Raw genomic sequence first — 24278 nt, 5'->3', positions numbered from 1 at the left:
AATTATATCAACATATTGAAATGGTAAATTAATTATTCTAGTAATAATCGAACTTTTTGTAAGATGAATTAATTTTAACGACTCTTTAGTAAAGTATATATTGTTAACTAACTAGTTTTATTCAAAACATTCTCACGATTATGAAAAACCTATCATTTATTGCAATTCTGGCCTTTGCCATGATTTTTACGGTCGAAGCTACTGCCCAAAAATTTAGTGGTCTTGACAAGAGCCCTATGGACATGGCCTCTTACCCCAACGATTACAAAATATCGAATAAAACGGTCAGGGTCATTTACAGCAGACCCCAACTAAAAGGAAGGTCATTGGCCGAGCTGGCACCAGCAGGTAAAGTATGGCGAACCGGTGCCAATGAAGCTGCCGAAATTCAGTTTTACACCGATGCCACATTTGGAGGGAAAGATATCAAGGCCGGTATTTATTCTTTGTTCACTGTACCAGGAAATGGTGAGTGGACAGTGATTCTAAACAAAAATCTTAACCAATGGGGGGCTTATTCCTATGAGGAAGGAGCTGACGTAGCAAGGGTAAAAGTACCTAGCAAAGCCGATGGTAGTTCTTTAGAAGAATTTTCAATCGCATTTGAAGATGCCGAAGACGGTGCTAACTTAGTAATGGGTTGGGACAAAACAAGAGTTGCCGTACCTATCAGTTTTACCAAAATGTAAATAACAGAATTGGATAATTTTAAAAAACCGAGGCTTCATACCTCGGTTTTTTATTTATTGAAGTTTTCCGCCTATATAGGTTTGCTGGGCTTTTACCGAAGGTATTTCACTTAACGTAATGGTCATCATATCTTTATCATAAATGACAAAATCGGCAAACTTCCCATTCTCTATACTACCCTTTTCATTCTCCTCAAAATTAGAATAGGCCGCCCAGATAGTCATGCCCCTTAGGGCTTCCTCACGGGTCAAGGCATCCTGTTTTTGAAAACCGCCTTCTGGATAGTCTTCTAAGTCTTTTCTCGCAACAGCCGCATAAAAGGTCAGAAACGGACTTACCTGTTCCACGGGAAAATCAGTACCCAATGCGATTATGCCCGCCTTATCCAAGAGTGTTTTATATGCATAAGCACCCTCTATCCGCTGATGCCCCAATCGGTCTTCTGCCCAATACATATCACTTGTAGCATGTGTAGGCTGAACCGAAGGAATTATGCCTTCCTCAAAAAAATTGAAATCAATTTCGTCTATCACCTGTGCATGCTCAATTTTCCATCGCCTGTCCTTTTGATTACCCAGAGCATCTTTGTAAGCCCTCAACACGACAGCGTTGGCCGAATCACCGATGGCATGGGTATTCATTTGAAATTCCGATTTCGCCATCTTTTGGGCCAATTCACCAATCGCATCGACAGGGGTTACCATAGCGCCAAAATGACCTTGCTTATCAGAATATTCTTTTTTTAGGGCTGCTCCTCTTGAGCCTAATGCCCCATCTCCGTATACTTTGACAGATCGAACATTCAACCTTTCTGTTTTTAATGGGCCCTGAGAAATAAAATAATCAACATCATCTTCATTATTGCTGATCATCGCATAAACCCTAATGGAAAGTTCCCCGGCCTGTTGCAAGCTATCGATAAGCTCTATAGTAGAGCGGTCAATACCGGCGTCATTAACGGTTGTCAACCCATAGCCGACACAAATACTTTCTGCATCTTTCAAAGCTTTTATTCTTGTACTAAGGGAATTTTCAGGAATGACCTTTTCGATTAGATTCATAGGGTTATCGATAAGAACGCCCGAAAGACCATTCTTCCCTCTTACAATTTCGCCACCGGTTACTCTTGTGCTCTCATCAATTTTAGCAAGATCCAAAGCTGCTGAATTGACCAAAAGGGCGTGACCGTCTATTCGTCCCAATACCACCGGAGTATCAGGAAAGAGTTCATCAAGCTCCTTCTTGTCAGGAAACTCCTTAACCGGCCAATCATTTTGGTCCCATCCTCTACCAACTATAAATTGTTTCTGGTTCTTAGCTTGAAAATCCTTTACTCTTTGAAGAACCTCCACATAGCTTTTAGTACCGGTCAAATCAACCGTTTGCTGATTAAGGCCCAAAGCATAAAAATGGCAATGGGCATCAATGAGGCCCGGAGTGATTGCTTTGCCTTCGGCATCTACTCTTTTCTCAGACCGGTATTTTTCCTCAATTTCCTCAGAAGTACCTATTTCTATAAATTTTCCATCCTTAACAGCAAATGCCTCTGCAACTGAAAAATCATTATCAACAGTATAGATTTTGGCATTGACGATGATTAAATCGACCACTTCCTTTTCTTGGTTACAAGAAAGAAATAACACAAAAAGAATCAGTACAAATCTATGCATCAAAAAAAGTCGATTATTGTGGTTTAACTCGGGTTCCTGAAATGCCGTACGACCCATCATACGAAAAACTCTCCCCAGAAATAGTATCGCCATCGGCAATCAGTTTTACTGTAAAAACAGTTCCTTCGATATTTAGTTCGAAACTGATTTGGGAACCATCAACATTAACGTTGGAGCCTTGCAAAGTGCCGGCGGGTATTTGAACCTCAACAGCATATGAATCTGTCTCATTCTTGATAACAATTACACCTTTACTGTATTCTGGCGGGGCATTATCGACAGTGTACTGCCAAATACCTACCAGGTCATTGACTATTGTTTGAATATCAGCATAGCCATAAAACATGGTTTTAGAATTATCATTGGCCACAGAAGTAGAGGAACCAAAACCGATACAGCACAAGCCGAAAAGAAGAATTTTAAGCGTTTTACTTTTCATAGGAAAATGTTTTAATATAACTAAAGATAAGAGTTTTATGATATCAATGGTCGCCGAGTAGCCGACAATAGGTTTTATGAGTGATCTTCATTAAGTTTGGATACTCTTCAAACCAAAACTACTATATGAAAACTTCAATTATCATTAAATCGTTTACCCTTTTATTTGCTGTATTATTTTATTCCAACAGCTTAACGGCCCAACAGGCAAAAAGACAGTACTACCAACTCAAGACCTACACCCTTAAAGATGAAGCCCAAGAATCTAGAATGGATGCGTACCTCAAAGATGCCTTTCTACCCGCCCTTAAAAAGGCAGGAATCAAAGATGTAGGGGTCTTTAAATTTAGGCCTAACAACTATCTAATCGCCGATAAAATTTTTGTTTTGATTCCGTTTAATGATTTAGGCGAATTCGAAGGTCTTGATAGTAAATTGGCCAATGATCCAACCTACCAAAAGGCTGGTACCGATTACATCAATGCTGCATTTGACAACCCGCCCTACCAACGAATCAACTCGGTTTTAATGCGTGCTTTTGCCGAAATGCCCAAAATGGAAGCCTCGAAACTGACTGGCCCCAGAAAAGACAGGGTTTACGAACTAAGAAGTTATGAATCGCCAACGGAAGCAACCTATCTGAATAAAGTAGATATGTTCAATGCTGGTGGGGAAGTCGAGTTATTTGAATCATTGGATTTCAACGCCGTTTTTTATGCAGAAGTTATTTCAGGGGATAGTATGCCTAACCTTATGTACATGACTACATTTCCTGATATGAAAACAAGAGATGCCAAATGGGAAGCTTTTTTCGGTTCTGATAAGTGGGGCGTATTGAAAAACGAACCTAAGTATCAGAATAACATGAATAAGGCCGATAAGTTATTATTGTACCCAACTGAATATTCCGATTACTAAAAATCAATTATTTTAATCAGTATCAAAGGGTGGGGCTTCAATTAAGAACTCCACCCTTCTATTTAGCGCCCTACCCTCTTCAGTAAGATTGTCGGCTATCGGATTTTCCGCCCCGTAACCGTACCATTTGATTCGTTTTTTAGAAAGGCCCATATCCGTAAGAAATCGAGCGACGGTTTTGGCCCTTCGAGTCGAAAGGTTTTGATTATGCTTCTTTGAACCTTGGTTATCGGTAAAGCCCCTAATAGTAATAATATATTCTCTATTCTCACGCAAATAATCCGATACAGATTGCAGCTCACCTCTTGCTTCTTTCGATAAGTACGATTCATTAAAAAGAAAAAGAACATTCTGAAAAACTTGGGCTTTACCCAACTGAATGGTTTGATGGGGATTTATATCATTCTTCACGACCAAGTCTCCGTTTCCATTTACATTCGAAGGTGTTACCGAAATCATATCAACATAATAATAAGCTCCCTGCTTGGCATTTTTCTTGGTCTTAAACAGTCTAGTTCTACTATTGCTCTTGAAATTACCTAGTATGAGATAACGCTCAGAACCCTTTGCCTCGAATTGAGTGTGAACCAAGATCCAGTCTTGGGTATCGGAATAAAAATTGCTATAACCTATCTCTAAAGCATTGTACTTATTGTTCGCTTGCTGGTACAATTTTCTTTTTGAAAGTTCTTTGGTAATTTTTGCCCATAACGAGTCTTTAGCAAAAAGAACCCCGAACTCTTTAATAGCAAAATCAGAACGTTCGGCAAGACTCACATAAAAAGACACTTCGTACTTTTTTCCTTTTACGAGAGGGTGCGTCAATTTCACTTGTAAGTACTCTCGATAATCTTCCGGAGCATAAAAATACATACCCGCATACCCTACCCCAAAGTTGGCCGCTTGAGCTCCATTAAAGTTCTCTGGCGTACCCATAGCAGTGCTACACCCATTAAAATAATCAGTCGAACCGCTTGTAGGGGCCGACCAATGGGCCACATCAGAATGAAGATTGCCCAATCGCTCAGGACAACTTTTATATATCTCAAAACTAGGATTGGGTACTAAATTTTGTGAATACACAAACAGTGCTTTCAAACAGAGAAAGCTAAAACTAACAACTAACTTAGGGTGCATGGCTGGCATTTCCGAAAAAAGTACGTGCCCTAAAAATAGAAAATATTGGAATGCTGGCCCTATGGCATGGATTACAGACTATCCATATACTCATGAATAAGGTCTATTCCTTCCGTGTGAATTTCGGTAATACCTATTAGTGGCATCGATGGTCCGTAGGCCGGCAATGTTGACGTTCTGCTCTTGATATCCTCTTCAAAACCACCAAAGGTTGCTCCCCCTGCAGATATTTCGAATCGAAAATCAGGCCGGCCGGTCGTATTCGAATTATGGAGCCCGCCCGGTTGATGACAGTGGGCGCAATTCACATCAATGTAAGCTCTGGCCCGTTCTTCAAGAGAGAAAGAAAGGTCATCCCAAGCAGGTAAAGCATCAATTTCCGATAGCTGTGGGGCACCGGCAAGCAACCCTTTATCAATAAAATATTGCAGTTGGTTTTCTCCCTTGAATACAAAATTCAAGTTTCTAGCTTTCGGTCCGATGGGTATAGATGTATTGCCCACCTCATGACATTGGGTACAGTTAATTGAAAACGGCACCTGATAGTATACCGACTGCGACTGCCCATTGTTATCGATCCAGTTAACTGAAACTACAGGCGCACTATTGGAGAAAGTAGCATCTGTCTGTTCTTCGTTCCAGAGATAGTTACCCATGCTCCATACTCCATTATTTTTTATAAGCAATCGTGTTTCAATCAACTTTCTACCGGCAGACGGATTTCGCTCATCATTTAAATAATAAAAAGTTTTTGTGATTACAGAACCATCGGGAAATTGCAATAATCCATCTCCATTGTAGGTCATCTGACCACCTTCTGGCAAGGAAATAGTTCGGAATTTAAGGGCATAATCAGAATACAGAGGGGTACTCAAACTATATTCATGGGTAGTACTGTGTGGAATTAAATCAGATACGTTACCCCTAAAAATTTGCAGTTCTGACAACTTCGGTAAAAATTCGGCTATCGCAAAAACCGTATCGTCAAGATAGGGATTAGTGCTTGCAGATACTTCATCTCCATTATTTACTCCATCACCATCACAATCTGAATTGGCCCAAGTACTATTACCCGAATTGTAGCCCTCATAATTCTCATTTTGAACCGGGTCGCATGGGTCATTCTTATCGGTACCATCAGCATCTTCTTGAAAGTCGGCAACCCCATCACCATCTGAATCCCTTTGCTCGTTGACAAAAGGATCAGTACCATCGGTAAGCTCTTGTGCATTGGTGACACCATCGGTATCGCAATCGGCCGCCAACCAAACTGTATTGTTCGCATCATAACCCGTATATCCAGAACTTGGTTTGGGGTCACAAGGGTTGTTCTTATTGGTACCGTTCAAAGTCTCCTGCTCATCGCTTATTCCATCACCATCCGAGTCCAAATCACTTGGGGCATCGCTGCCATTATCCGATTTACATGCCGCAACAATGACGAGCAGCATTAGCACCAAAAATTTAAACTTTGAAAAAAATAAGTGAGATGAGAATTTAAGACCAATCATAGCAATAACGGTTACCTAAAGCATAAAAGACGAAAATAGCCAATAACCAAGAATACATAGATTAGAATAGACCACCTTCTGAAATAATCGGTTAAGACCTAAAAATTAAAAATCGAACTTGTAGGTGGCTCCTGCCAAAATTTGCAACCCTTGCACCGGATAGTTGGCCCATCTCAAATAGTTATTGTTCGCAATATTCGCTGCCTTAAGAAAAAACGAAAGCTGATCGTTCCATCGGTAACCTATATGAGCATTAGCATCGAAATAAGAGTCAAGCTCTACAATTTCAAAGTCAAAAGTAGATGGCAGACCTGAAGCATTCGCTATCGATGCTAAATCTTCTCGACTACCCACATAGAATAGGTTCGCACCGGCATACCATTTTTCGCCTATCTGATAGTCCATAAACAAAGACCCTGTCAATTCTGGCAGGTTCCAGGCGGGGTTATCGGTTTCTGTACTGTAATTGAAATATTGAGCGTTTACCCCTAAAGTGAAATTACGATTGACATCAACATTCAATTCTCCGAATACCCCAATAGTTTTTAAATCGTCATAAAAAACTTCAAAAGAATTTCCGTAGAAATAACCTTTCTCGTCATCTCTTGTAGTGTTCTGCGGATTCAGCTTGAACAACGGTTTTCTATTTTCAGCCGTGTACGACGCCTTTACGTTGTAACTCAGATTAGGAAGCAATTGCCCCTTCAGACCCACATAACCATCATATTGTTTATCGGTAGGTTGTATACTCAAAGTTGGTGACACATATGGGTTTTCCTCTACATAGCCGTAATAAGAATTTTGAACAAGCCCACCTTGTACACCACCGTAAACGATGGCTAGCTCATCCATTAAGTTATAGGAAGCAGTCACTGCTGGATAAATGTAAAAATTACTATCGCTATTTTCCAAATCTAGGCCGTATACCAAGTTCACCCCTAAATTGAGAGCAAAATCATCCCCGAGCATTCTCAAGTTCGGACTAATACCTACCTGAAGATTACTATAATCGATACCAGGCTGGCTATCTGCATTGTTCAGGCTTGAGTTTTCAAATTTACCGTTTACAAAATCGACATTGGCTTTTATGGCCAACACCTCATCGGCAACTGGAAAAGCAAAACCTGTGTTGAAGACAGCTCGGTTCTCACCTGATTTAACGGCATCCCAAAAACGGCGGTACTGTAATTTCGCATTTTCAAAATAAGAGTCTTCAGCGCTAATTTGCCCTGACACCCCGGCCATATAATAGTTTTGCCTCTCATCTATCGAATTGACTATAGCTTCTGTAAAAGCTCCGTTTTCGATTCCGTACCAATTGTATAGTTGATGCTGCGCATCAACGTCGACACCCCAATCATAATCTCTGTCTCTTTTTACGTAGGAAGCATCTAGTTTGGTGTTGGAAAAAACATTATCCAAAGCCACACCATCAATATCACCTCTAGAAGAGTTATGGTCCAACCCGATAGTGTATCCGGATTCGCGATCAATAGTGCGACTGGTATAAAACTTTGCCATTACGTTTGCAGGATTACCTCCTCCAGCTGAAGCATACGAATTATACAATACGGGAGGGGGTGTTTTCTGTACTGCCGATGCTTTTCCTTTAGCAGGCGTAAAAGTCGAAGCTACCGGTACCGAAAATATATTGTATTCTATTTTCTTTTTCTGAAGAACAATCGAATCGTTCAAATTAGGTGTCGATTTGATTTTGAAGGCGTCGTTAATCGTTGGGGTATACGCTTTAGTAACAGTAACTGTTTCCGTTCCGATATCATCATCTTCATTTTCATCTTCCTGCGCGAAGGCGAATTGGCCGCAGCCGAAAACCATTGCCCCCAAAAGGCAAATCTTTTTATACATTCTAAATTCTTTCATTAATGTTCTTTTCTCAGTTTTCATGTTCCCGAAAATTCTTTCGATCAAACAATTCATTTTATTGGCCATCGGTTCTAACCGAAGAATTACTTTGCGCTTCTTTGGCTTTGATTATCGACAGTTCGCCCTTGGCCTCTGCAACCACTTCCGGAAACTGACTGAAATTCGATATTACACTGTCTAAAATATAGGTAGCTTGATAGGCATCGCCCAGAGCGTAGAAGTTCTTCGCCATAATCACTAGGCCTTTACCGCCCCACTCTTTATAGCTTGAGTAGTCTTTGGCCAACTTCTGAACAGAGATGTTCGATGACTCAAAGTCTTGCTCTTGGTTCTTAAAGTAAGCATCGTAAAAAAGAGCTTCAGCTGCGGTCGCCCCAGTAGCAATTTTTAATACAGTAGCATAGGCCGACTTGGCTTTGGCCTCATTTCCTGTGGCGATTGCCGATCTGGCAATCATGATATGGGCATCACTCTTAATACGATTGTCAATGTTTGAAGTGGCGAGCACCTTCTCGGCATAGGCCAAGGTGCGGTCATAATTCTTTTGACCATAATACCCCTTCATCAGGTTCGATTGGGCAAAAGTTCTATTCTGTTGAATATCTGCTTGAGCCTCTAATCTTTCAAGATATGGCAGGGCCGAAGTATAGTCATCTTTGCCAATATATATTTCGCAAACCCTTGTCAATGATTGCTCGGCATACTCACTACCCGCTTTATCGGCTACGAACTTGTAATATGGCAGGGCCTTTTCTTTATCTCCTTTAGCAAAATACAACTGCGCTAAGTTAAAATTGGCCTTTACCGAATTTAGACCATTAGGAAATTGTTGAATATACTTTTCGTAACCTCTCATGGCGGCATCCTTCTTGCCTTCCATGTTTTGTTTGTCGGCAGACTCAAAAGTAGCATTGTCAAGTTCGGTATCGGTCACCTCAACAAAATCTACCCCTTTGACCCACTCAGCATATTCATCGACACGGCCCATATCAACGTAAATCAATTTTGCGGTAGATACGGCCTGAATAGCCTCTTGGGTATTGGGGAAGTTATGTACGACCGTTTTGAATTTGCTAAGTGCCTGTTCATTTCTACTGGCGTTGTAATGAACCAACCCTTGTCTCATCATCGCCTGGGGCACCAAAGAACTGCCTTTAAATTCATTGATCATTCTATCATAGGTCTGTAACCCCTGCTGCTCTTGCCCGGCAGACACTAAAGTGTTGGCCAACTCAAAAAGAGCATCATCTTTAAGAGTAGAACGGGAATATTTAGAAACAAAAGACCTTAATTCTTCAATTTTTGAATCTCTTCTATCGACAAAACCATAGCTGATAGCCTTTTGGTAAGCGGCATAGTCTTTTTCAGGACCGGTCAAAGCCAGTGCCTTGTTATATGTTTCAATGGCCGGCCAATACTTACTGGTTACAAAATAGCTATCTCCTAAGCGTAAATAACCATCATAAAGTTTCTGAGTGTCATTGGTTCCAGAACTCGTAAAATCACTAAAGTTGCTGATAGCATTGGTATAGTCTTTCAACTTAAAGTAGGTGTAAGCCAAGTTATAGCTAAGGTCTTTTGACATTTCGGTTGAACTCGAAGAAGGATTTTGTTTAAAACTCAAATAATCTGTCAGAGCGGCATCAAAATTATTCATCAAATACTCAGATTCGGCCTTCCAATAACTGGCACGGGCTTTAAATAAAGAGTTTTCAGCATTATCCAACGACTTCTTAAAATTATCGGCGGCAGCCGCGTACTCGTCATTCATGAAAAGTTCTATCCCTCTATAATATGCCACCTTTTGATAGGTTTCTTTACTGGCATAGTTTCTGTTTTTTTCCAACAATTCCATCGCCCCTTCAAAGTTTTTTGAAGTAATGTAAGAGTCTACCAGAAGATTTTGCATCTCTTCGGTATGGCTGTCATTGGTGTATTTAGACAAATAGTCCGTAATCACCTTGGGCACTGGTTCGTAAGCATTGCCTATTTCATAGCTCAAACGCGCGTAGTTAAGGTTGGCGTCTTTTTGAATTTCTTGCGAAAAATTCATCTGAGAGGCATTTCTAAAGGCGTTTAACGCTTCCTGTTTTTTATCAAGTTTTAAATAGCATTCCGCTAGGTGGTAGTATGCATTTTGCGATACGCTATTGGTGCCATCGATTATCTTGTTGAACTGTTGAACGGCATTGGCATAATCACCTTGCTTGTAATAAGAATATCCTAATAGGTAGTAGTCCGTATTGCTCCATTTACCTCCCTTGCCTTGGTAATCTTCTAGATATGGAATGGCATTGGCATATTGACCCAAGTTAAAGTAACTCTCACCGATGATTTTGCTCAGTTCCGATTTCTCCCTACGGTCTCCTTTGGCCATTTGTCGTTTGGCCAATGCGATGGCATCTTCGAACTTGCCCAGCTTGAAATTCATATCTGCTTGATAGTAATCCATCTTTTCTTCTAGAATTTCAGGATCCTTAATTTCATCAAAACGCTGATTGGCCGTTTCATAATCATCTTGCTGATAGGCGATATAGCCCTGATAATACTTAGCCTGAGAACCATAAACTTGCGAATTCTCTACCTTTTGCAGATAACGCTGGGCTTCTTTTTGCTTGCCCGAAGAGAATAAAGAATACCCATAATTAAAATTGAACTTGTCCATTTCCTTTCTGGATAGAGCCCCTTGATCTACCTTGTTGTACCATTTAAGGGCATAGGGGTACTTACCAGTCTCAAAATAGTATTCGGCCACATCGGCAAAAGCAGAATTTCGTTTGGTCGAAGTGGGGTAGTTCTCTACAAAATCTTCCATTAAACGGTCGGCACCCAACTGATTCAAACGCACAGCTGCATTTGCCTCATAATAGGCACTATTGGCCTTCGTCTCTAAATCTTTGGTGTTATCCTTGACCTTTGAAAAAATAGATTGAGCAGCTTGATACTGCTCATTGTGGTAAAGCGCTAAGGCGTCTTGATATTCTTTTTGATCGTGTGTATAGATTTTAGTCTCTTGGGATAACCCCATAGCGACCGTTCCCATAAGTATGGGAACCATAGCGGTGATTTTTTTCAGCATAGTGTTCTACTAACCTTATTATTAATTTTAATAACGTCGAATATTGTACCAAAGTATATTTCGACTATTAAATAATACCTAACAAAAGAAAAAGTTTTTTGCTAGACTGCCTATCGGTTTCGCCTTGAACTTATTACTTTTATATCAACAAAATTAGCGCTTAAATTACTTGCCCCTGTTATGTCAGAAACCATTTTAGAGCTTAAAGAGGCTTCCATTTTTCAGAAAGACAGCCTAGTACTCAGCGAAGTAAACCTTGATGTTCAAAAAGGCGAATTCGTTTATTTGATAGGTAAGACAGGTAGCGGCAAAAGCAGCTTTATGAAAACCTTGTACGGCGACCTGCCCTTACAAAAGGGCACTGGAAGCATTGTTGGCTTCAACTTGAAGAAATTGAGGGAAAAAGACATTCCGTACCTAAGAAGAAAAATTGGTATCGTGTTTCAAGACTTCAAGCTGTTGCCCGACCGAAACATCAACAACAATCTTTATTTTGTATTAAAGGCTACTGGGTGGAAGGACAAACCCCAAATACAGCAAAAAATTGAACAGGTGTTGGATAAAGTAGGGATGAAAACCAAAGGGTTTAAATTTCCACATGAACTATCAGGGGGCGAGCAGCAACGGGTAGCCATTGCAAGAGCCCTTCTAAATGACCCAGAACTTATTTTAGCCGATGAGCCCACCGGCAACCTAGACCCACAAACCAGTGTCGAGGTTATGAAAGTGCTTCAAGAAATTCACAAATCGGGCCGTTCGATATTGATGGCCACCCATGATTACGCTCTAATTTTAAAGTACCCCTCAAAGACCTTAAAATGTGACGGCAACAAAATTTTTGAAGTAGTTCAGCGAGCCGTCTAGTTCTAACCATGATTTTAAAAAAACGAACCTATACCACCGACAAAAAGGTCAACCCGTTTATCGGGGCACTGCTCTTTTTGATTGCTATTGTTTTGATAGTCATCACCGGGCCACTAGGGTTTGTTTACGGCATCCTCCATTCACTTTTTAAAAAAGGATTTAAAGGTGTTGGCGAATTTCTCCTTAAAATTGCCATCTCGGTCGACCAGCTTGGCAATGTTCTCATGCAGTATCTTTTAAATACTTTATGGATGCAGCCCGGAGGGTATAAATTTGGAAATCGCGATGAAACCATTTCGAGTGCCTTGGGAAGAAACAAAAAACTGGGCACCTTGACCTGGCAAGGCAAGCTTATCGATAAAATCTTAGATATAATAGACCCCAACCACTCATTGAATTCCATTGACTATTATATCGAACCTACGGCCAATATCATCGACAAATTGGCATGGATACACATCGTTGACGGAAAAATTCTGGTCACTAGAACCAAAGGCCGCAAAAAGTTTTACCTCCCAGGCGGCAAGCGCCAAAAAGGTGAGTCGGATGCCCAAACCCTATTCCGAGAAATAGAGGAAGAACTTAGCGTACAGATTGAACTACCTAGTATGCAATTCGTTGGCATTTTTGAAGCTCAGGCCGACGGACAAAAACCAGGTATTTTGGTCAGAATGACTTGCTATTCGGCAACTTACTTGGGCGTTTTGGCGCCAGCATCAGAGATTGAAGAAATGCAGTGGTTTACCTATGAAGACCGCGAAAAAGTATCTGAAGTGGACACACTAATTTTTGATATTCTTAAAGAAAACGGAGACCTAGTGTAGGTAAGAGCATTTTTAACTACCTTTTGTAATTTGAAACAAAAGCGAGTTGCATGCAAGAAAAGCCCCTATTCCTGTTCTGTTTGATATTTCTTTTTGCCATCAATAGTTATGGCCAAAAAGAACCACGTAGACCCAACATTCTTTTTATAGCCGTTGATGATCTACGAAATGAACTCGGGGCCTATGAGGGTTCGCAGGCTATCACTCCGCACCTCGATTCATTAGCTGGCGCTGGTTCTCTTTTCACCCATCATTTTGTTCAAGTGCCCACATGCGGAGCATCGCGACATGCCATACTAACAGGAAGAAGGCCGTACAAACCCATTCACCTAAGCAATAGAGCTATAGAAGTTGAACTATCGAATAAGCCGAAAGGTACTACACCGGAGAGTTTTATCCATCAATTTAAGATGTCTGGGTATCACACCGTCGGAATTGGAAAAATCGCCCACTCTGCCGATGGATTGGTATATGGTTACGAAGAAGAACCTTCTGCAAAAAAAGAGCTTCCGCACAGTTGGAGCGAACTGATATTCGATGCCGGCAAGTGGAAAACGGGTTGGAATGCCTTTTTCGCCTATGCGAACGGAGAAAATCGACAGAGTCTTAACAAGCAGGTGAAGCCCTATGAAGCAGGGAATACCGATGATAATGGATATCCCGACGGCCTCACTACGCAACTGGCAATTTCAAAACTGAAAGAACTTAAAGAATCAAACAAACCTTTCTTGATGGGGGTCGGTTTTTTTAAACCGCACCTACCTTTTAATTCCCCAAAAAAGTATTGGGATTTGTATGACAGGGATAGCATTAAAATTTCCGACAACCCTAATTTGCCAGAAAACGTTAGCAAAGAAAGTCTTAACTCGAATGGAGAGTTCAACCAATATGCCTTGGGCGATGAAAAAGCCACTGTTGAAAAATCCGTTTCAGACAACTATGCCAAAAAACTGAGGCATGCATACCTAGCTGCCGTTAGCTATATAGATGCACAGGTTGGCAAACTCTTGCAGCACCTCAAAGAAACCGGCCTTGATAAAAATACCATCATTGTCGTTTGGGGCGACCACGGCTGGCACTTGGGAGACCAACGCATGTGGGGTAAACACACCCTTTTTGATAATGCGCTTAAAAGCACCTTAATCATAAAATCGCCACTGATTGACCACCAGCAAAGAGAAATTAGCACCCTAGTTGAAAGTGTCGATATTTACCCGACATTGTTAGAAATGGCCAATATCGAAACCTCATCTAAACTAGACGGAAAAAGTCTTGTTCCATTATTGAATTCCCAGCCTATGTCAAAACCTGAGGTGGCTTACAGCTATTTCAAAGGAGGCATAAGCATGCGAACACCTCATTATCGACTCACCAAATTTTTCAGCGACGAGCAACCTGTAATAGAACTGTACGACCATACCGAAAGTTCTGAGGAAAGAAGAAACGTCGCAGCTCAAAATCCCAAGCTTGTGCAACGCCTGATGCCCCTTTGGGAAAAAGGAAACACAGGGCTCTACTCTCAACCTGAATAGCTTGGCTTTACTCGAAATGGAATACATTCTATCAAAAGATTTCGTTACTTTGCCAACCAAAACCAGAAAACTAAATAATGGAAGTACTTGGCATTGATGTAGGCGGTTCAGGAATCAAAGGCGGAATCGTAAATATAGAATCCGGTGAACTTGTAACCGAGCGTTTCAGAATCCCTACACCTCCTTCACGTACTCCAGAAGACATGGCCGATGTAATCGCCCAAATTGTGGCACACTTCGATTACAAAGGAAAAGTCGGTTGCGGATTTCCTACCGTTATTAAAAAGGGGGTTTGTAAATCACCCGGAAACCTTGACCCTAGTTGGCTTGGGGTAAACATAGAAAGCTTGTTCGAACAAAAAACAGGTCTTGATTTTACCGTGGTCAACGATGCCGATATTGCCGGTTATGCGTGCATGACCTATGGTATCGGTAAAGGCGCGGAAGGTTTGGTGATCATGATTACCATAGGCACAGGCCTTGGTAGTGGCGCATTTTTAGATGGTAGGCTGATACCCAATTTTGAATTGGGCCAAATACCTTATAAAAAATACAAGAAAATTGAAACTTGGGCCGCTGGTTCGGCGAAAGACAGAGAAGGACTTTCGTATAAAAAGTGGGGTAAGCGTTTCAATAAATTTTTGAAATATGTGGAGTTGATTGTTGCACCAGACCTTATTCTATTAGGAGGTGGAGCATCAAAAGATTTTGACGAGTTTAAAAAGTACATCAAAATAGAAACTCCCGTAATACCTGCCGAGCTACAGAACCATGCAGGCATCATAGGTGCAGCCGCTGCCGCAATGCATTAAATACCGGTAGACTAGGCTATCAAAGTACTTTTGCCTCCCTGGGCATTTCAAAATAATTTTCTGGCAGGTTCTTTTCGAAACTGATTTCAGTGATATCAATTTTGGTAATGTATTCACCCGGTTGGCCATCTTTGGTCCAATAGGTCTTTAAACTGGTAGGAAGCAGAACTCCTCCCACCTTTGTCAATTGGCCTACCTCCATGAACTTTTCAGGATTATGCCCTCCATCTTTGAAATACTCCGGATAGGAAACAATATATCGTGTGGCCGTTATCAAGTGCGATTGAGCATCAAACTGAAGAATATAGTAGTCGTCGGGCGCATCGCCTGTACCGGCCTTAAAAGTAACTTTGACCACATCATTGGTCTTGCCCTGATATTCTACCTGAGGAAGCAATTCTAACTGAACACCTTCGCCATCGATTACAAAAGGATGCCCCATTAAATACAAAGGGGTCAGGGCCCAAAACTTGGTATCAAAAGTGAATGAGGTGCTATCTTTTGCCTTTAGCCACGCTTTCTCGCCCGTCCAACCAAATTGGTCGGTGCTATCCACGACACTTATGTGCCGGGCACGATTACGCCAAACATCAATAGTTTGATAACTATCCCTACCCGCCTTTCCGTCTAAAGGTTGGTAATTAAATCGAAAGGATAATGCACCACTACCGAACCAGTTCTGTAATCCCCCGTGAGCTTCCATGGCTTGCCAGATTACAGCGCCTGCTTTAGTTGCCGATAATCTTTCTTTGGCATTATTAACCCTTCGCTCTATCCAATCATGAGGAATTTCAAGCGAGCTGGAAGGTACGTGTTCTTGCTTCTCTACTACTTTTGGGGTCTTGCTTTTTTGATCTTGGTTGCAACCGATAAATATGAATGAACCGATTAAAAAGAGTAGCTGTATCTGTCTTTGCATTAAAATATTGTTTGCGTCAAGACCCCATTAGAAGTTGTGAATATTACATCGCCTTATGATAAAGACTAGCTTCTTTTCGTTCTTCGTAGCTTTTGGCAATTTTGGCATCGAACTTCTCGGGGGACTCAAAATTCAGTTTACTGTCGTTAAGTCGTTCCTCTCCTCCAAAAATTACATGCAATTTTTTCTGCACCATAGCTTGAATAGACCTTTCGGCCACAAATTCGGGAGAATCCATATCAGTTGCCTTTGAAGTCGTCATCATGTCGGTATTTGTTGCGGTAGGATATACACAGGTAACCGATATAGAATCAGGTTCAAGTTCTCTTCTTATCGCATCGGAAAATTGACGAATTGCAGCTTTTGTACTGGCATAAACTGAGTAGAACGGCATACCTATCAAACCCAATCCGGAAGAAACATTTAAGATGGCTCCTTCCTGGGAATGTCTTAAAAGAGGAATGCAATATTTGGTAAGGACCATAACGGCCGTTAAGTTGACCGAAACTTGATCATAAATATCCTCATCGGAAAGATCTTCTAAAGGGCCAGCAGAAACGATACCGGCATTGTTGATGAGAATATCTAAAGAACCCCATTCATCTTCAATTTTTGAAGTAACATCGCGAAGCACGTTCAAATCACCGACATCTCCCCTGACCAATATAAAATTTACCGATTCAAATGTAGTGCGCAATGCCTTTAGGTTTTCTTTATCTCTACCGATAACCGCAATATCTTGAACCCCCTGTTTGACCAGTTCGTCGATCATGCATTTTCCGATACCTCTTGAACCTCCGGTAATGAGTACTTTCTTGTCTTTAAGCTGCATAGAATTAATAATTTGAGTTTAGAGTTGACAGCTTTAAGATATAGATATTCCTACGCAAGTGGAACTAAAAAAAAGGGGCAGATTTAAGAATTATCAAAGCATCAAATATTGAACTTTGATTTTGAGAATTTACTAAGTATTTAACGGTTTTATAAAAAGAAAAAGCCCTGATAAAATCAGGGCTTTCGCTACTTTAAGATATTTTGTTTCGCTTTCGGTCAACCTCTTTTAAATATATCTTCCTTAAACGAAGGTGGTTAGGGGTCACCTCAACGTACTCATCTTTCTGAATATATTCTAAAGCTTCTTCTAGAGAGAACTTGATGGCCGGTACTATTTTGGCCTTATCATCGGCACCTGCCGAACGCACGTTAGACAACTTTTTGGTCTTTGTTACGTTTACTGTCATATCATCTTGACGAGAGTTTTCACCAATTACCTGACCTTCATAGATATCCTCTCCTGGATCGATAAAAAACTTTCCGCGCTCTTGCAGCTTATCGATAGAGTAAGGTATTGCCGTACCCGTTTCCATAGAAACTAAAGAACCATTGATCCTGCCAGAAATATCCCCTTTTAAGGGTTGATATTCAATAAATCGGTGAGACATGATGGCTTCACCAGCGGTTGCAGTCAGCAACTGGTTTCTCAGACCGATAATACCTCTTGAAGGTATGATGAACTCACAGATCATTCGGGTACCTTTAGTCTCCATACTAACCATTTCACCCTTTCTGATAGAAACCATTTCTACGGCCCTACCCGAAACTTCTTCAGGTAAGTCAATAGTCAATTGCTCAACAGGCTCACATTTGACACCATCAATTTCTTTGATGATTACCTGTGGTTGCCCAATTTGAAGCTCGTAACCCTCTCTTCTCATGGTCTCGATCAGGACAGATAAATGCAAAACGCCACGGCCGAAGACCAAGAACTTATCGGCACTGTCAGTCTCCTGTACACGTAGCGCCAAGTTCTTTTCCAATTCTTTCTCTAAACGTTCTTTGATATGCCTTGAAGTAACAAACTTACCGTCTTTACCAAAGAAAGGACTATCATTGATGGTAAACAGCATACTCATAGTAGGCTCATCGATAGCAATGGTCTGTAATTGCTCCGGAGTCTCGATATCGGCAACGGTATCACCAATCTCAAAACCGTCCATACCAACAATAGCACAAATATCACCTACCTCAACAGAATCTACTTTCTTTCGCCCAAGGCCTTCAAAAACAAAAAGCTCTTTTATTTTTGATTTAACGACTTTTCCGTTTCGCTTCACCAATGAAACTTGCTGACCTTCTTTTAAATGACCTCTTTGAAGTCTACCGATAGCAATTCTACCTGTAAACGAAGAAAAATCCAATGAAGTAATCAACATTTGAGTCGTACCTTCTTTTGGTTGAAAAGTAGGTATGTGCTCTATAACCATGTCTAACAAAGGCTCAATATTCTCGGTTTGCTTTTGCCAGTCTTCACTCATCCAGTTATTCTTTGCAGAACCGTAAACTACCGGAAAATCAAGTTGCCATTCTTCAGCACCCAGTTCGAACATTAAGTCGAACACTTTTTCATGCACCTCTTCAGGGGTACAGTTTTCCTTATCCACTTTATTAATGACCACACAGGGCTTTAAACCCATATCGATGGCCTTTTGTAGCACGAAACGTGTTTGTGGCATAGGCCCTTCAAAAGCATCTACCAACAATAAAACACCATCGGCCATATTAAGCACACGCTCAACCTCACCACCGAAATCGGCGTGACCAGGAGTATCGATAATGTTGATTTTAGTGTCTTTGTACACTACGGAAACGTTCTTAGAAGTAATGGTAATACCTCTTTCCCTTTCCAAATCATTATTATCCAAGATAAGATCGCCCGTATTTTCGTTTTCACGAAACAATTGGCAGTGGTACATGATTTTGTCTACCAAGGTAGTCTTACCGTGGTCAACGTGCGCGATAATCGCAATATTCTTTGTTGTAGACATAATATAATATTAAAAGGGTACAGCCCTCTTTTGAGCGCGCAAAGATACTGCTAATTTTCTAGTCTTCAACGAAGTTGATGTTATTTTTATGTGATTGATTTTGAGGGAATTATTTTACCGAATTTTTTTCACCACCCAACCCAATTTGACGTCTATCATAATGGCACCTCCGGCATCAGATTCTGAAATAGCTACACCGGGACCAAAAGATACGTTCCAATAAAAGCCTTTAGGCCTAGTACGCTGGATTCCATAGGTGATGGCCACAATATGATTATAGGTGTTATCTAAATAGTAAGTACCTACCAAAGGGTTTCCTATGAGGATTTGATTGTTCAAGGCCCAATAGTTACCTGAATTGCCCTCAATATTTTTTCCTTTGGACAATCGCCTATTAAAATTGGCAAAATATCTAAACTCAGCTTGCGCACCTATAAAAAGGCCAAACCTTGAGTTACCGTAATAATCAGTTCCGCCACCCGGTACAAGGGCAACATCAAAATTAAATGTAGTATTTCTGCCCGCCCCCAACTCATAAGAAGCTCCTGGCAGTAGAGCATTAACCTTTAACAGCCCTTTTTCTACCTGCTTATCAGATTGCGCAAGGGAATTAAAAAAGGCTGCTATAAAAAGTAACAGTAGTAAGGTTTTCTTCATAAAAAATCAATATTTAAAATCGTAAATCGCACAATCAAAAATTGAGCCATCGAACATTTTAGAGTGAATAAAATTTACAATCTGCAAAGGGATATTAATTAGTAAGCATAAGTACTATCTTTGTAAAAATTTTTACGCTATGCGCCTTCAGAACATTCCCCAAATAAGCCATGCCGACAGCAATAATTTCTTTCTACTTTCCGGGCCTTGTGCCATTGAGGGAGAAGATATGGCCATGAGGATTGCCGAAGTAATCGTAAAGGTTACCGACGAGCTTAAAATACCTTATGTTTTCAAAGGAAGTTTCAAAAAGGCGAATAGAAGTCGGGCCGATTCGTTTACGGGTATCGGCGATGAAAAAGCGTTGAAAATTCTAAGAAAGGTTTCGGAAACCTTTAAAGTTCCTACCATTACAGATATTCACGAAGTTTCTGACGCTGACATGGCCGCTGAATATGTTGATGTGCTTCAAATACCTGCTTTTTTGGTAAGACAGACCGATTTGGTCGTCGCCGCGGCCGAGACCGGAAAAACCGTTAATCTCAAAAAAGGACAGTTCATGTCTCCCGAGAGCATGAAACACGCCGTTAACAAAGTGAAGGAATCTGACAATGAAAATGTTTGGATAACCGACAGGGGTACTATGTTCGGCTACCAAGATATGATTGTCGATTTTAGAGGCGTGCCGACCATGAAACAATACGCACCTGTAGTTTTAGATGTGACCCACTCATTACAACAGCCCAACCAAGCTTCAGGGGTTACCGGGGGAAGACCGGAACTTATCAATACCATGGCCCGGGCCGGAATCGCTGCAGGGGTTGACGGTATTTTTATGGAAACACATTTTGATCCTGCCAATGCCAAAAGTGATGGTGCGAACATGTTAGACCTTAAAATGCTGCCTCAGCTTTTAAAAAATTTGACTGCCCTTAGACAGACCATCAATAGCTTACCCTCTTTAGTAAACAATTGATACAGAAGCGCTTCTTAACTTTTATTTATAATTATTCTAAATAAATTTTATTATTTGCCTTTAAACTCTACATTTGCACCGTTTTTATTTAGACTTAAACCAAATAAACTTAGTGCAATATATGAGAAAGCTTATTTTCATACCCTTATTTTTATTGATGTTCGGTCTTGCGAATGCTCAAGACGGTACGATCAAAGGTAAAGTAGTAGATAGTGAAAATGCCCCACTGCCCTACGTAACCGTTTTAATACAGAACACCACTTTTGGAACCACATCCGACGAAGAAGGTAACTATACTTTCTCTGGAGTTAACAAAAAGTCGGTTACCCTAATCTTCTCATCGGTAGGTATGTCTAGCGAGAATAGAACCATTAATCTCACCTCAGGCGCAACGACCAACGTACCCGTGGTTGTTTTGACCGAAAAACAAGAACAGTTGAATGAGGTGGTTGTTGAAGGACACCAAAACAAGTACTTGCAAAGAGAGCCCTCGCAATCATTGAGATTAAAGACCGAATTAGTCAAATTACCGCAGAACATTCAGGTAATCGGTGAAAATCTACTTCAAGACCAACAAGTAACCACGATTATGGACGGTCTTACCAGAAACGTTAGTGGTGTGACCATGCTGGAACATTGGGGCAATTTTGCCAGAATCAATATGAGAGGTTTTAGGTTACCCGCTTTTAGAAATGGCGTTAATGTTCAAGATACCTGGGGTCCGTTGGCGGAAGATATGAATACGGTCGAACGTATCGAATTCGTTAAAGGTCCTGCAGGTTTTATGATGGCAGCTGGTGAGCCAGGTGGCTTCTACAATGTGGTGACCAAAAAACCTACTGAAGAATTTATAGCGAATGCTTCCTTTTCGGCCGGTAGTTTCGATTTTTACAGAGGTACAGTAGATGTAGGCGGAAAATTAACCGAGAACGGTAAATTACTAGGCCGTTTTAATGCTATGTTGCAAACTTCCGATTCACATCGTGGCAACGAAGATGCAACAAGATATGGCGTGGCCCCGTCATTGACCTACAAATTCTCTGACAGAACATCCATCACTACAGAAATGAACCTTCAACAAGCGGAGTCATATCTCGGTTCTGCCTATGTGTTTGCCCCTGCGAGTGCCGGCTATGCTAGTCTACCAAGAGATTTCAAATTCACCAATAACGATTACCCTGTTACCGATATTCAAGAGGTCACTTTCTTCATGAATTTTGATCATGAATTTTCAGATAATTGGAGCATTCACGCGCAATTGGCCTCCTTACGTTACGATCAAGAAGGTAATTCGACTTGGTTGATATCAATGGCCGATAACGGTGATGCCATCAGGTACGTATCTGAATGGGATGCCCTTTCAAGAGGTAAATATGCCCAACTTTATGTAAACGGCCAGTTCAACACCTTGGGTGTTACTCACAAGATTATGGGTGGTTTCGATTACAGTGATAAGAGCTATTGGGCCGATTGGACCGATTTATCGATAGTGGATACCACTGCACCTTTCAACGTATTTAATCCGGTATACGGAGATAGCCCAGCGACCAATTTCGATAGAAGCGTTCCCGTACAATACCGCAACGGAGGAACACCTTATGGCGCCAGTATTCTACGCTCGTATTATGCACAAGATGAACTCGGCTTCTTAAACGAAAAAATTAGGGTTACCGTAGCCGGTAGGTATTCAAACCTATACACACTAGGGCAGACAGAAACTGACGATGTGGTAACTCCAAGGGTCGGTATAAGTGCCGATATCATTCCGTCATTGACTTTCTACGCCCTTTACGATGAGTCATTTTTACCTCAAAGCGGTGTCAGCGCCTCAGGAGACATTTTAAATGACCCTGTGAACGGTAAAGATATTGAAGGGGGTCTAAAAGGTAACTTCTTCGATGGTAGGCTAAGAACTTCTTTAGGAGTCTATAAAATCAATAAGAATAAAATATTGGTGGGCGACCCCGCTTACCCTAATGACAACTTCTCTATCTACTCAGGTGAAATAGAGTCGAAAGGTATCGAGTTCGATATGCAAGGTGAAATTACCGACGGTCTTAATGTGATTCTTAATTACGCCAATACCAATGTAGAGGATAAATCAGGAAACCTAGTGGCCGGCCATGCCAAACATGTCTCAAACGGATGGGTGAACTACAGCTTCGGGCAGTACAGCAAATTGAACGGATTCGGAGCATCGCTAGGATATCAATATCAAGCCGATCGTTCAACTTGGGCATGGGCGGCAGATAATCAGTCAGATCTTCCCAACTATTTTAGAATGGATGGCGCCCTATCATGGCATAACGATAAATTCAGGGTTCAGGTCAATGTGAACAACATTCTTGACGAATACCTTTATGCAGGTGCCAATTATGGCAGCTACATCTACTGGCAATCAGAGCCAGGTATCAACGGAAGAATAACCGTAGCCTACTCCTTTTAATTCCCCACTTAACAACAACCGCCCCTGAATACCTTCAGGGGCCTTTTTTAAAAACTATTATTATGAAAAAATTATTTATAGCCTTTGTATTAATGATAACAACCTCTAGCAGCTTTGCCCATTATCTATGGGTAGATACTGCCGGAAAAGGAACCATTGGTAAAGCTCAAGAAGTGAAAGTTCACTTTGGCGAGTACACCTACGGTGTTATCGAAGAAGTGAAGGGCGAAGCCTTCAACAACGTTTCAAAATTTAAACTTTGGTTGATACACCCAGACGGAAAGAAAGAAGAATTGAAAACCGTAGCCAAAGAGAAATTTTATCTGGCCAGTTTTACACCCGAGAAGAAAGGAATCTACACCCTTGCCCTAAACAATAATGAAATCGGGGTCATCGATTATACGCAATACGACTTCGGTATTTTCAAAACCCACTACCATGCCACTGCGAAAGTGAACGTCGGAGATGTTGAAAAGCAAACAGAAACTGTAAATCCTGATGGGATAGCCATTAAAGAACTTCCGGCTAACAAAGGAGAATTAAAACTTCAAGTGAGTTATAAAGGTCAACCGCTCGCAAAAAATGAAGTCACCATTTTTATCTCAGACCTATGGTCAAAAGCGTTGGAAACGGATGGAGATGGAATCGTGACTTTAGAATTACCTTGGAATACAAAGTATTTGGTAGAAACAACCATGAAAGAAGAAGTTCCTGGCACGTACCAAGGTAAAGATTACGAGTTCATTTGGCATTGCGGTACCTATTGCGTTAATAAGGGGTAAAGTTATGTGGAGTCTAAAAATTGTATTGATTTTTAGTGGCTTCTACCTCAACTATTGTTCCTCGAACAAGGTCAATCCCAAAAATAATTTTGGAGTTGAAACTTGGATCAAAGAAAAAGGTAGAACATTCAAATACATTGGCCTTGGCATTCTGGTTTTGGCACTGATTATCTCTATAAATTTTCTTGGTTTAGGCTCCGGCATTTTTATCTATTCTATCCTATTGATGACAATCGGCAGCCTAGTTATTTTACTAGCTCCGCTACATATGATTACACCTATTAGGTTGGGTCTCTTTTTAGCTTTATTAGTCA

Annotated in this window: 19 protein-coding genes; 9 read left to right on the top strand and 10 right to left on the bottom strand. The window is 41.0% G+C overall.

Going from position 1 to position 24278, the window contains the following annotated elements; genetic code table 11:
* Window positions 1-140: 140 nt before the first annotated feature.
* Window positions 141-689 carry a DUF2911 domain-containing protein gene (locus IL356_RS08510; RefSeq protein WP_121849879.1) on the top strand — a complete coding sequence of 183 codons (549 nt, stop codon included), beginning with the start codon at window positions 141-143 and terminating at the stop codon, window positions 687-689.
* 54 nt (window positions 690-743) lie between these two features.
* On the opposite strand, the gene IL356_RS08505 is transcribed toward IL356_RS08510, so the two are convergent.
* Window positions 744-2360, bottom strand: a complete 1617-nt coding sequence (locus IL356_RS08505; protein ID WP_121849880.1) for an amidohydrolase — start codon at window positions 2358-2360, stop codon at window positions 744-746.
* A 13-nt stretch (window positions 2361-2373) separates the two neighbouring features.
* Window positions 2374-2799 (bottom strand): DOMON domain-containing protein, encoded by a 426-nt coding sequence (locus IL356_RS08500; RefSeq protein WP_121849881.1) that lies wholly within the window; start codon window positions 2797-2799, stop codon window positions 2374-2376.
* Window positions 2800-2924: 125 nt separating this feature from the next.
* On the opposite strand from IL356_RS08500, the gene IL356_RS08495 reads away from it, so the two are divergent.
* Window positions 2925-3716, top strand: coding sequence for an NIPSNAP family protein (locus IL356_RS08495; RefSeq protein ID WP_121849882.1), 792 nt, complete (start codon window positions 2925-2927; stop codon window positions 3714-3716).
* 12 nt (window positions 3717-3728) lie between these two features.
* Here the strand turns inward: IL356_RS08495 and IL356_RS08490 are convergent, their stop codons facing one another.
* The 4 genes from IL356_RS08490 to IL356_RS08475 all read right to left on the bottom strand — a co-directional run bounded on the left by IL356_RS08490 (window position 3729) and on the right by IL356_RS08475 (window position 11327).
* A complete protein-coding gene (locus IL356_RS08490; RefSeq protein ID WP_317173274.1) occupies window positions 3729-4799 on the bottom strand; it encodes an OmpA family protein in 1071 nt (356 codons plus the stop codon).
* Window positions 4800-4924: 125 nt separating this feature from the next.
* Window positions 4925-6304: a hypothetical protein gene (locus IL356_RS08485; RefSeq protein WP_162987934.1), complete on the bottom strand. Its 1380-nt coding sequence runs from the start codon at window positions 6302-6304 to the stop codon at window positions 4925-4927.
* Window positions 6305-6469: 165 nt separating this feature from the next.
* Window positions 6470-8269, bottom strand: coding sequence for a TonB-dependent receptor (locus IL356_RS08480; protein ID WP_225621415.1), 1800 nt, complete (start codon window positions 8267-8269; stop codon window positions 6470-6472).
* Between the two features lie 34 nt (window positions 8270-8303).
* Window positions 8304-11327 carry a tetratricopeptide repeat protein gene (locus IL356_RS08475; RefSeq protein WP_121849884.1) on the bottom strand — a complete coding sequence of 1008 codons (3024 nt, stop codon included), beginning with the start codon at window positions 11325-11327 and terminating at the stop codon, window positions 8304-8306.
* A 180-nt stretch (window positions 11328-11507) separates the two neighbouring features.
* On the opposite strand from IL356_RS08475, the gene IL356_RS08470 reads away from it, so the two are divergent.
* The 4 genes from IL356_RS08470 (at window position 11508) to ppgK (ending at window position 15359) form a co-directional block, all read left to right on the top strand.
* Window positions 11508-12191 carry a cell division ATP-binding protein FtsE gene (locus tag IL356_RS08470; protein ID WP_121849885.1) on the top strand — a complete coding sequence of 228 codons (684 nt, stop codon included), beginning with the start codon at window positions 11508-11510 and terminating at the stop codon, window positions 12189-12191.
* 8 nt (window positions 12192-12199) lie between these two features.
* The gene (locus tag IL356_RS20295) at window positions 12200-13015 is read left to right on the top strand and encodes an NUDIX hydrolase (RefSeq protein ID WP_192466539.1); all 816 of its coding nucleotides are present in this window, start codon (window positions 12200-12202) and stop codon (window positions 13013-13015) included.
* Window positions 13016-13065: 50 nt separating this feature from the next.
* A complete protein-coding gene (locus tag IL356_RS08460; RefSeq protein WP_121849886.1) occupies window positions 13066-14547 on the top strand; it encodes a sulfatase in 1482 nt (493 codons plus the stop codon).
* Window positions 14548-14624: 77 nt separating this feature from the next.
* Complete coding sequence (gene ppgK / locus IL356_RS08455) at window positions 14625-15359, top strand: polyphosphate--glucose phosphotransferase (protein WP_121849887.1); 735 nt, start codon at window positions 14625-14627, stop codon at window positions 15357-15359.
* A 19-nt stretch (window positions 15360-15378) separates the two neighbouring features.
* On the opposite strand, the gene IL356_RS08450 is transcribed toward ppgK, so the two are convergent.
* From IL356_RS08450 to IL356_RS08435, 4 genes are all read right to left on the bottom strand, one after another.
* Complete coding sequence (locus IL356_RS08450) at window positions 15379-16278, bottom strand: LolA-like protein (RefSeq protein WP_121849888.1); 900 nt, start codon at window positions 16276-16278, stop codon at window positions 15379-15381.
* Between the two features lie 43 nt (window positions 16279-16321).
* A complete protein-coding gene (locus IL356_RS08445; protein WP_121849889.1) occupies window positions 16322-17110 on the bottom strand; it encodes an SDR family NAD(P)-dependent oxidoreductase in 789 nt (262 codons plus the stop codon).
* Window positions 17111-17303: 193 nt separating this feature from the next.
* Window positions 17304-19103: a translational GTPase TypA gene (gene typA / locus IL356_RS08440; RefSeq protein WP_192466538.1), complete on the bottom strand. Its 1800-nt coding sequence runs from the start codon at window positions 19101-19103 to the stop codon at window positions 17304-17306.
* Between the two features lie 114 nt (window positions 19104-19217).
* Window positions 19218-19760 carry a hypothetical protein gene (locus IL356_RS08435; protein ID WP_121849891.1) on the bottom strand — a complete coding sequence of 181 codons (543 nt, stop codon included), beginning with the start codon at window positions 19758-19760 and terminating at the stop codon, window positions 19218-19220.
* A 139-nt stretch (window positions 19761-19899) separates the two neighbouring features.
* Between IL356_RS08435 and kdsA the strand changes: the two genes are divergently transcribed.
* The 3 genes from kdsA to IL356_RS08420 all read left to right on the top strand — a co-directional run bounded on the left by kdsA (window position 19900) and on the right by IL356_RS08420 (window position 23964).
* Window positions 19900-20736 carry a 3-deoxy-8-phosphooctulonate synthase gene (gene kdsA / locus IL356_RS08430; RefSeq protein WP_121849892.1) on the top strand — a complete coding sequence of 279 codons (837 nt, stop codon included), beginning with the start codon at window positions 19900-19902 and terminating at the stop codon, window positions 20734-20736.
* Between the two features lie 121 nt (window positions 20737-20857).
* Window positions 20858-23182, top strand: coding sequence for a TonB-dependent siderophore receptor (locus IL356_RS08425; RefSeq protein WP_121849893.1), 2325 nt, complete (start codon window positions 20858-20860; stop codon window positions 23180-23182).
* Between the two features lie 62 nt (window positions 23183-23244).
* Window positions 23245-23964 carry a DUF4198 domain-containing protein gene (locus IL356_RS08420; RefSeq protein WP_121849894.1) on the top strand — a complete coding sequence of 240 codons (720 nt, stop codon included), beginning with the start codon at window positions 23245-23247 and terminating at the stop codon, window positions 23962-23964.
* Window positions 23965-24278: the final 314 nt, after the last annotated feature.

This window comes from Euzebyella marina (assembly GCF_014855515.1).
Taxonomy (GTDB): Bacteria; Bacteroidota; Bacteroidia; order Flavobacteriales; family Flavobacteriaceae; genus Euzebyella; species Euzebyella marina.
The sequence above is the reverse complement of the archived record's forward strand: the minus strand, read 5'-3'. Positions and strand labels throughout refer to the sequence as shown.

Coding starts and splice junctions, on each gene's coding strand:
- IL356_RS08510 (WP_121849879.1), top strand. CDS start 141: ATGAAAAACCTATCATTTATTGCAATTCTGGCCTTTGCCATGATTTTT.
- IL356_RS08505 (WP_121849880.1), bottom strand. CDS start 2,360: ATGCATAGATTTGTACTGATTCTTTTTGTGTTATTTCTTTCTTGTAAC.
- IL356_RS08500 (WP_121849881.1), bottom strand. CDS start 2,799: ATGAAAAGTAAAACGCTTAAAATTCTTCTTTTCGGCTTGTGCTGTATC.
- IL356_RS08495 (WP_121849882.1), top strand. CDS start 2,925: ATGAAAACTTCAATTATCATTAAATCGTTTACCCTTTTATTTGCTGTA.
- IL356_RS08485 (WP_162987934.1), bottom strand. CDS start 6,304: ATGCTGCTCGTCATTGTTGCGGCATGTAAATCGGATAATGGCAGCGAT.
- IL356_RS08480 (WP_225621415.1), bottom strand. CDS start 8,269: ATGAAAACTGAGAAAAGAACATTAATGAAAGAATTTAGAATGTATAAA.
- IL356_RS08475 (WP_121849884.1), bottom strand. CDS start 11,327: ATGCTGAAAAAAATCACCGCTATGGTTCCCATACTTATGGGAACGGTC.
- IL356_RS08470 (WP_121849885.1), top strand. CDS start 11,508: ATGTCAGAAACCATTTTAGAGCTTAAAGAGGCTTCCATTTTTCAGAAA.
- IL356_RS20295 (WP_192466539.1), top strand. CDS start 12,200: ATGATTTTAAAAAAACGAACCTATACCACCGACAAAAAGGTCAACCCG.
- IL356_RS08460 (WP_121849886.1), top strand. CDS start 13,066: ATGCAAGAAAAGCCCCTATTCCTGTTCTGTTTGATATTTCTTTTTGCC.
- ppgK (WP_121849887.1), top strand. CDS start 14,625: ATGGAAGTACTTGGCATTGATGTAGGCGGTTCAGGAATCAAAGGCGGA.
- IL356_RS08450 (WP_121849888.1), bottom strand. CDS start 16,278: ATGCAAAGACAGATACAGCTACTCTTTTTAATCGGTTCATTCATATTT.
- IL356_RS08445 (WP_121849889.1), bottom strand. CDS start 17,110: ATGCAGCTTAAAGACAAGAAAGTACTCATTACCGGAGGTTCAAGAGGT.
- typA (WP_192466538.1), bottom strand. CDS start 19,103: ATGTCTACAACAAAGAATATTGCGATTATCGCGCACGTTGACCACGGT.
- IL356_RS08435 (WP_121849891.1), bottom strand. CDS start 19,760: ATGAAGAAAACCTTACTACTGTTACTTTTTATAGCAGCCTTTTTTAAT.
- kdsA (WP_121849892.1), top strand. CDS start 19,900: ATGCGCCTTCAGAACATTCCCCAAATAAGCCATGCCGACAGCAATAAT.
- IL356_RS08425 (WP_121849893.1), top strand. CDS start 20,858: ATGAGAAAGCTTATTTTCATACCCTTATTTTTATTGATGTTCGGTCTT.
- IL356_RS08420 (WP_121849894.1), top strand. CDS start 23,245: ATGAAAAAATTATTTATAGCCTTTGTATTAATGATAACAACCTCTAGC.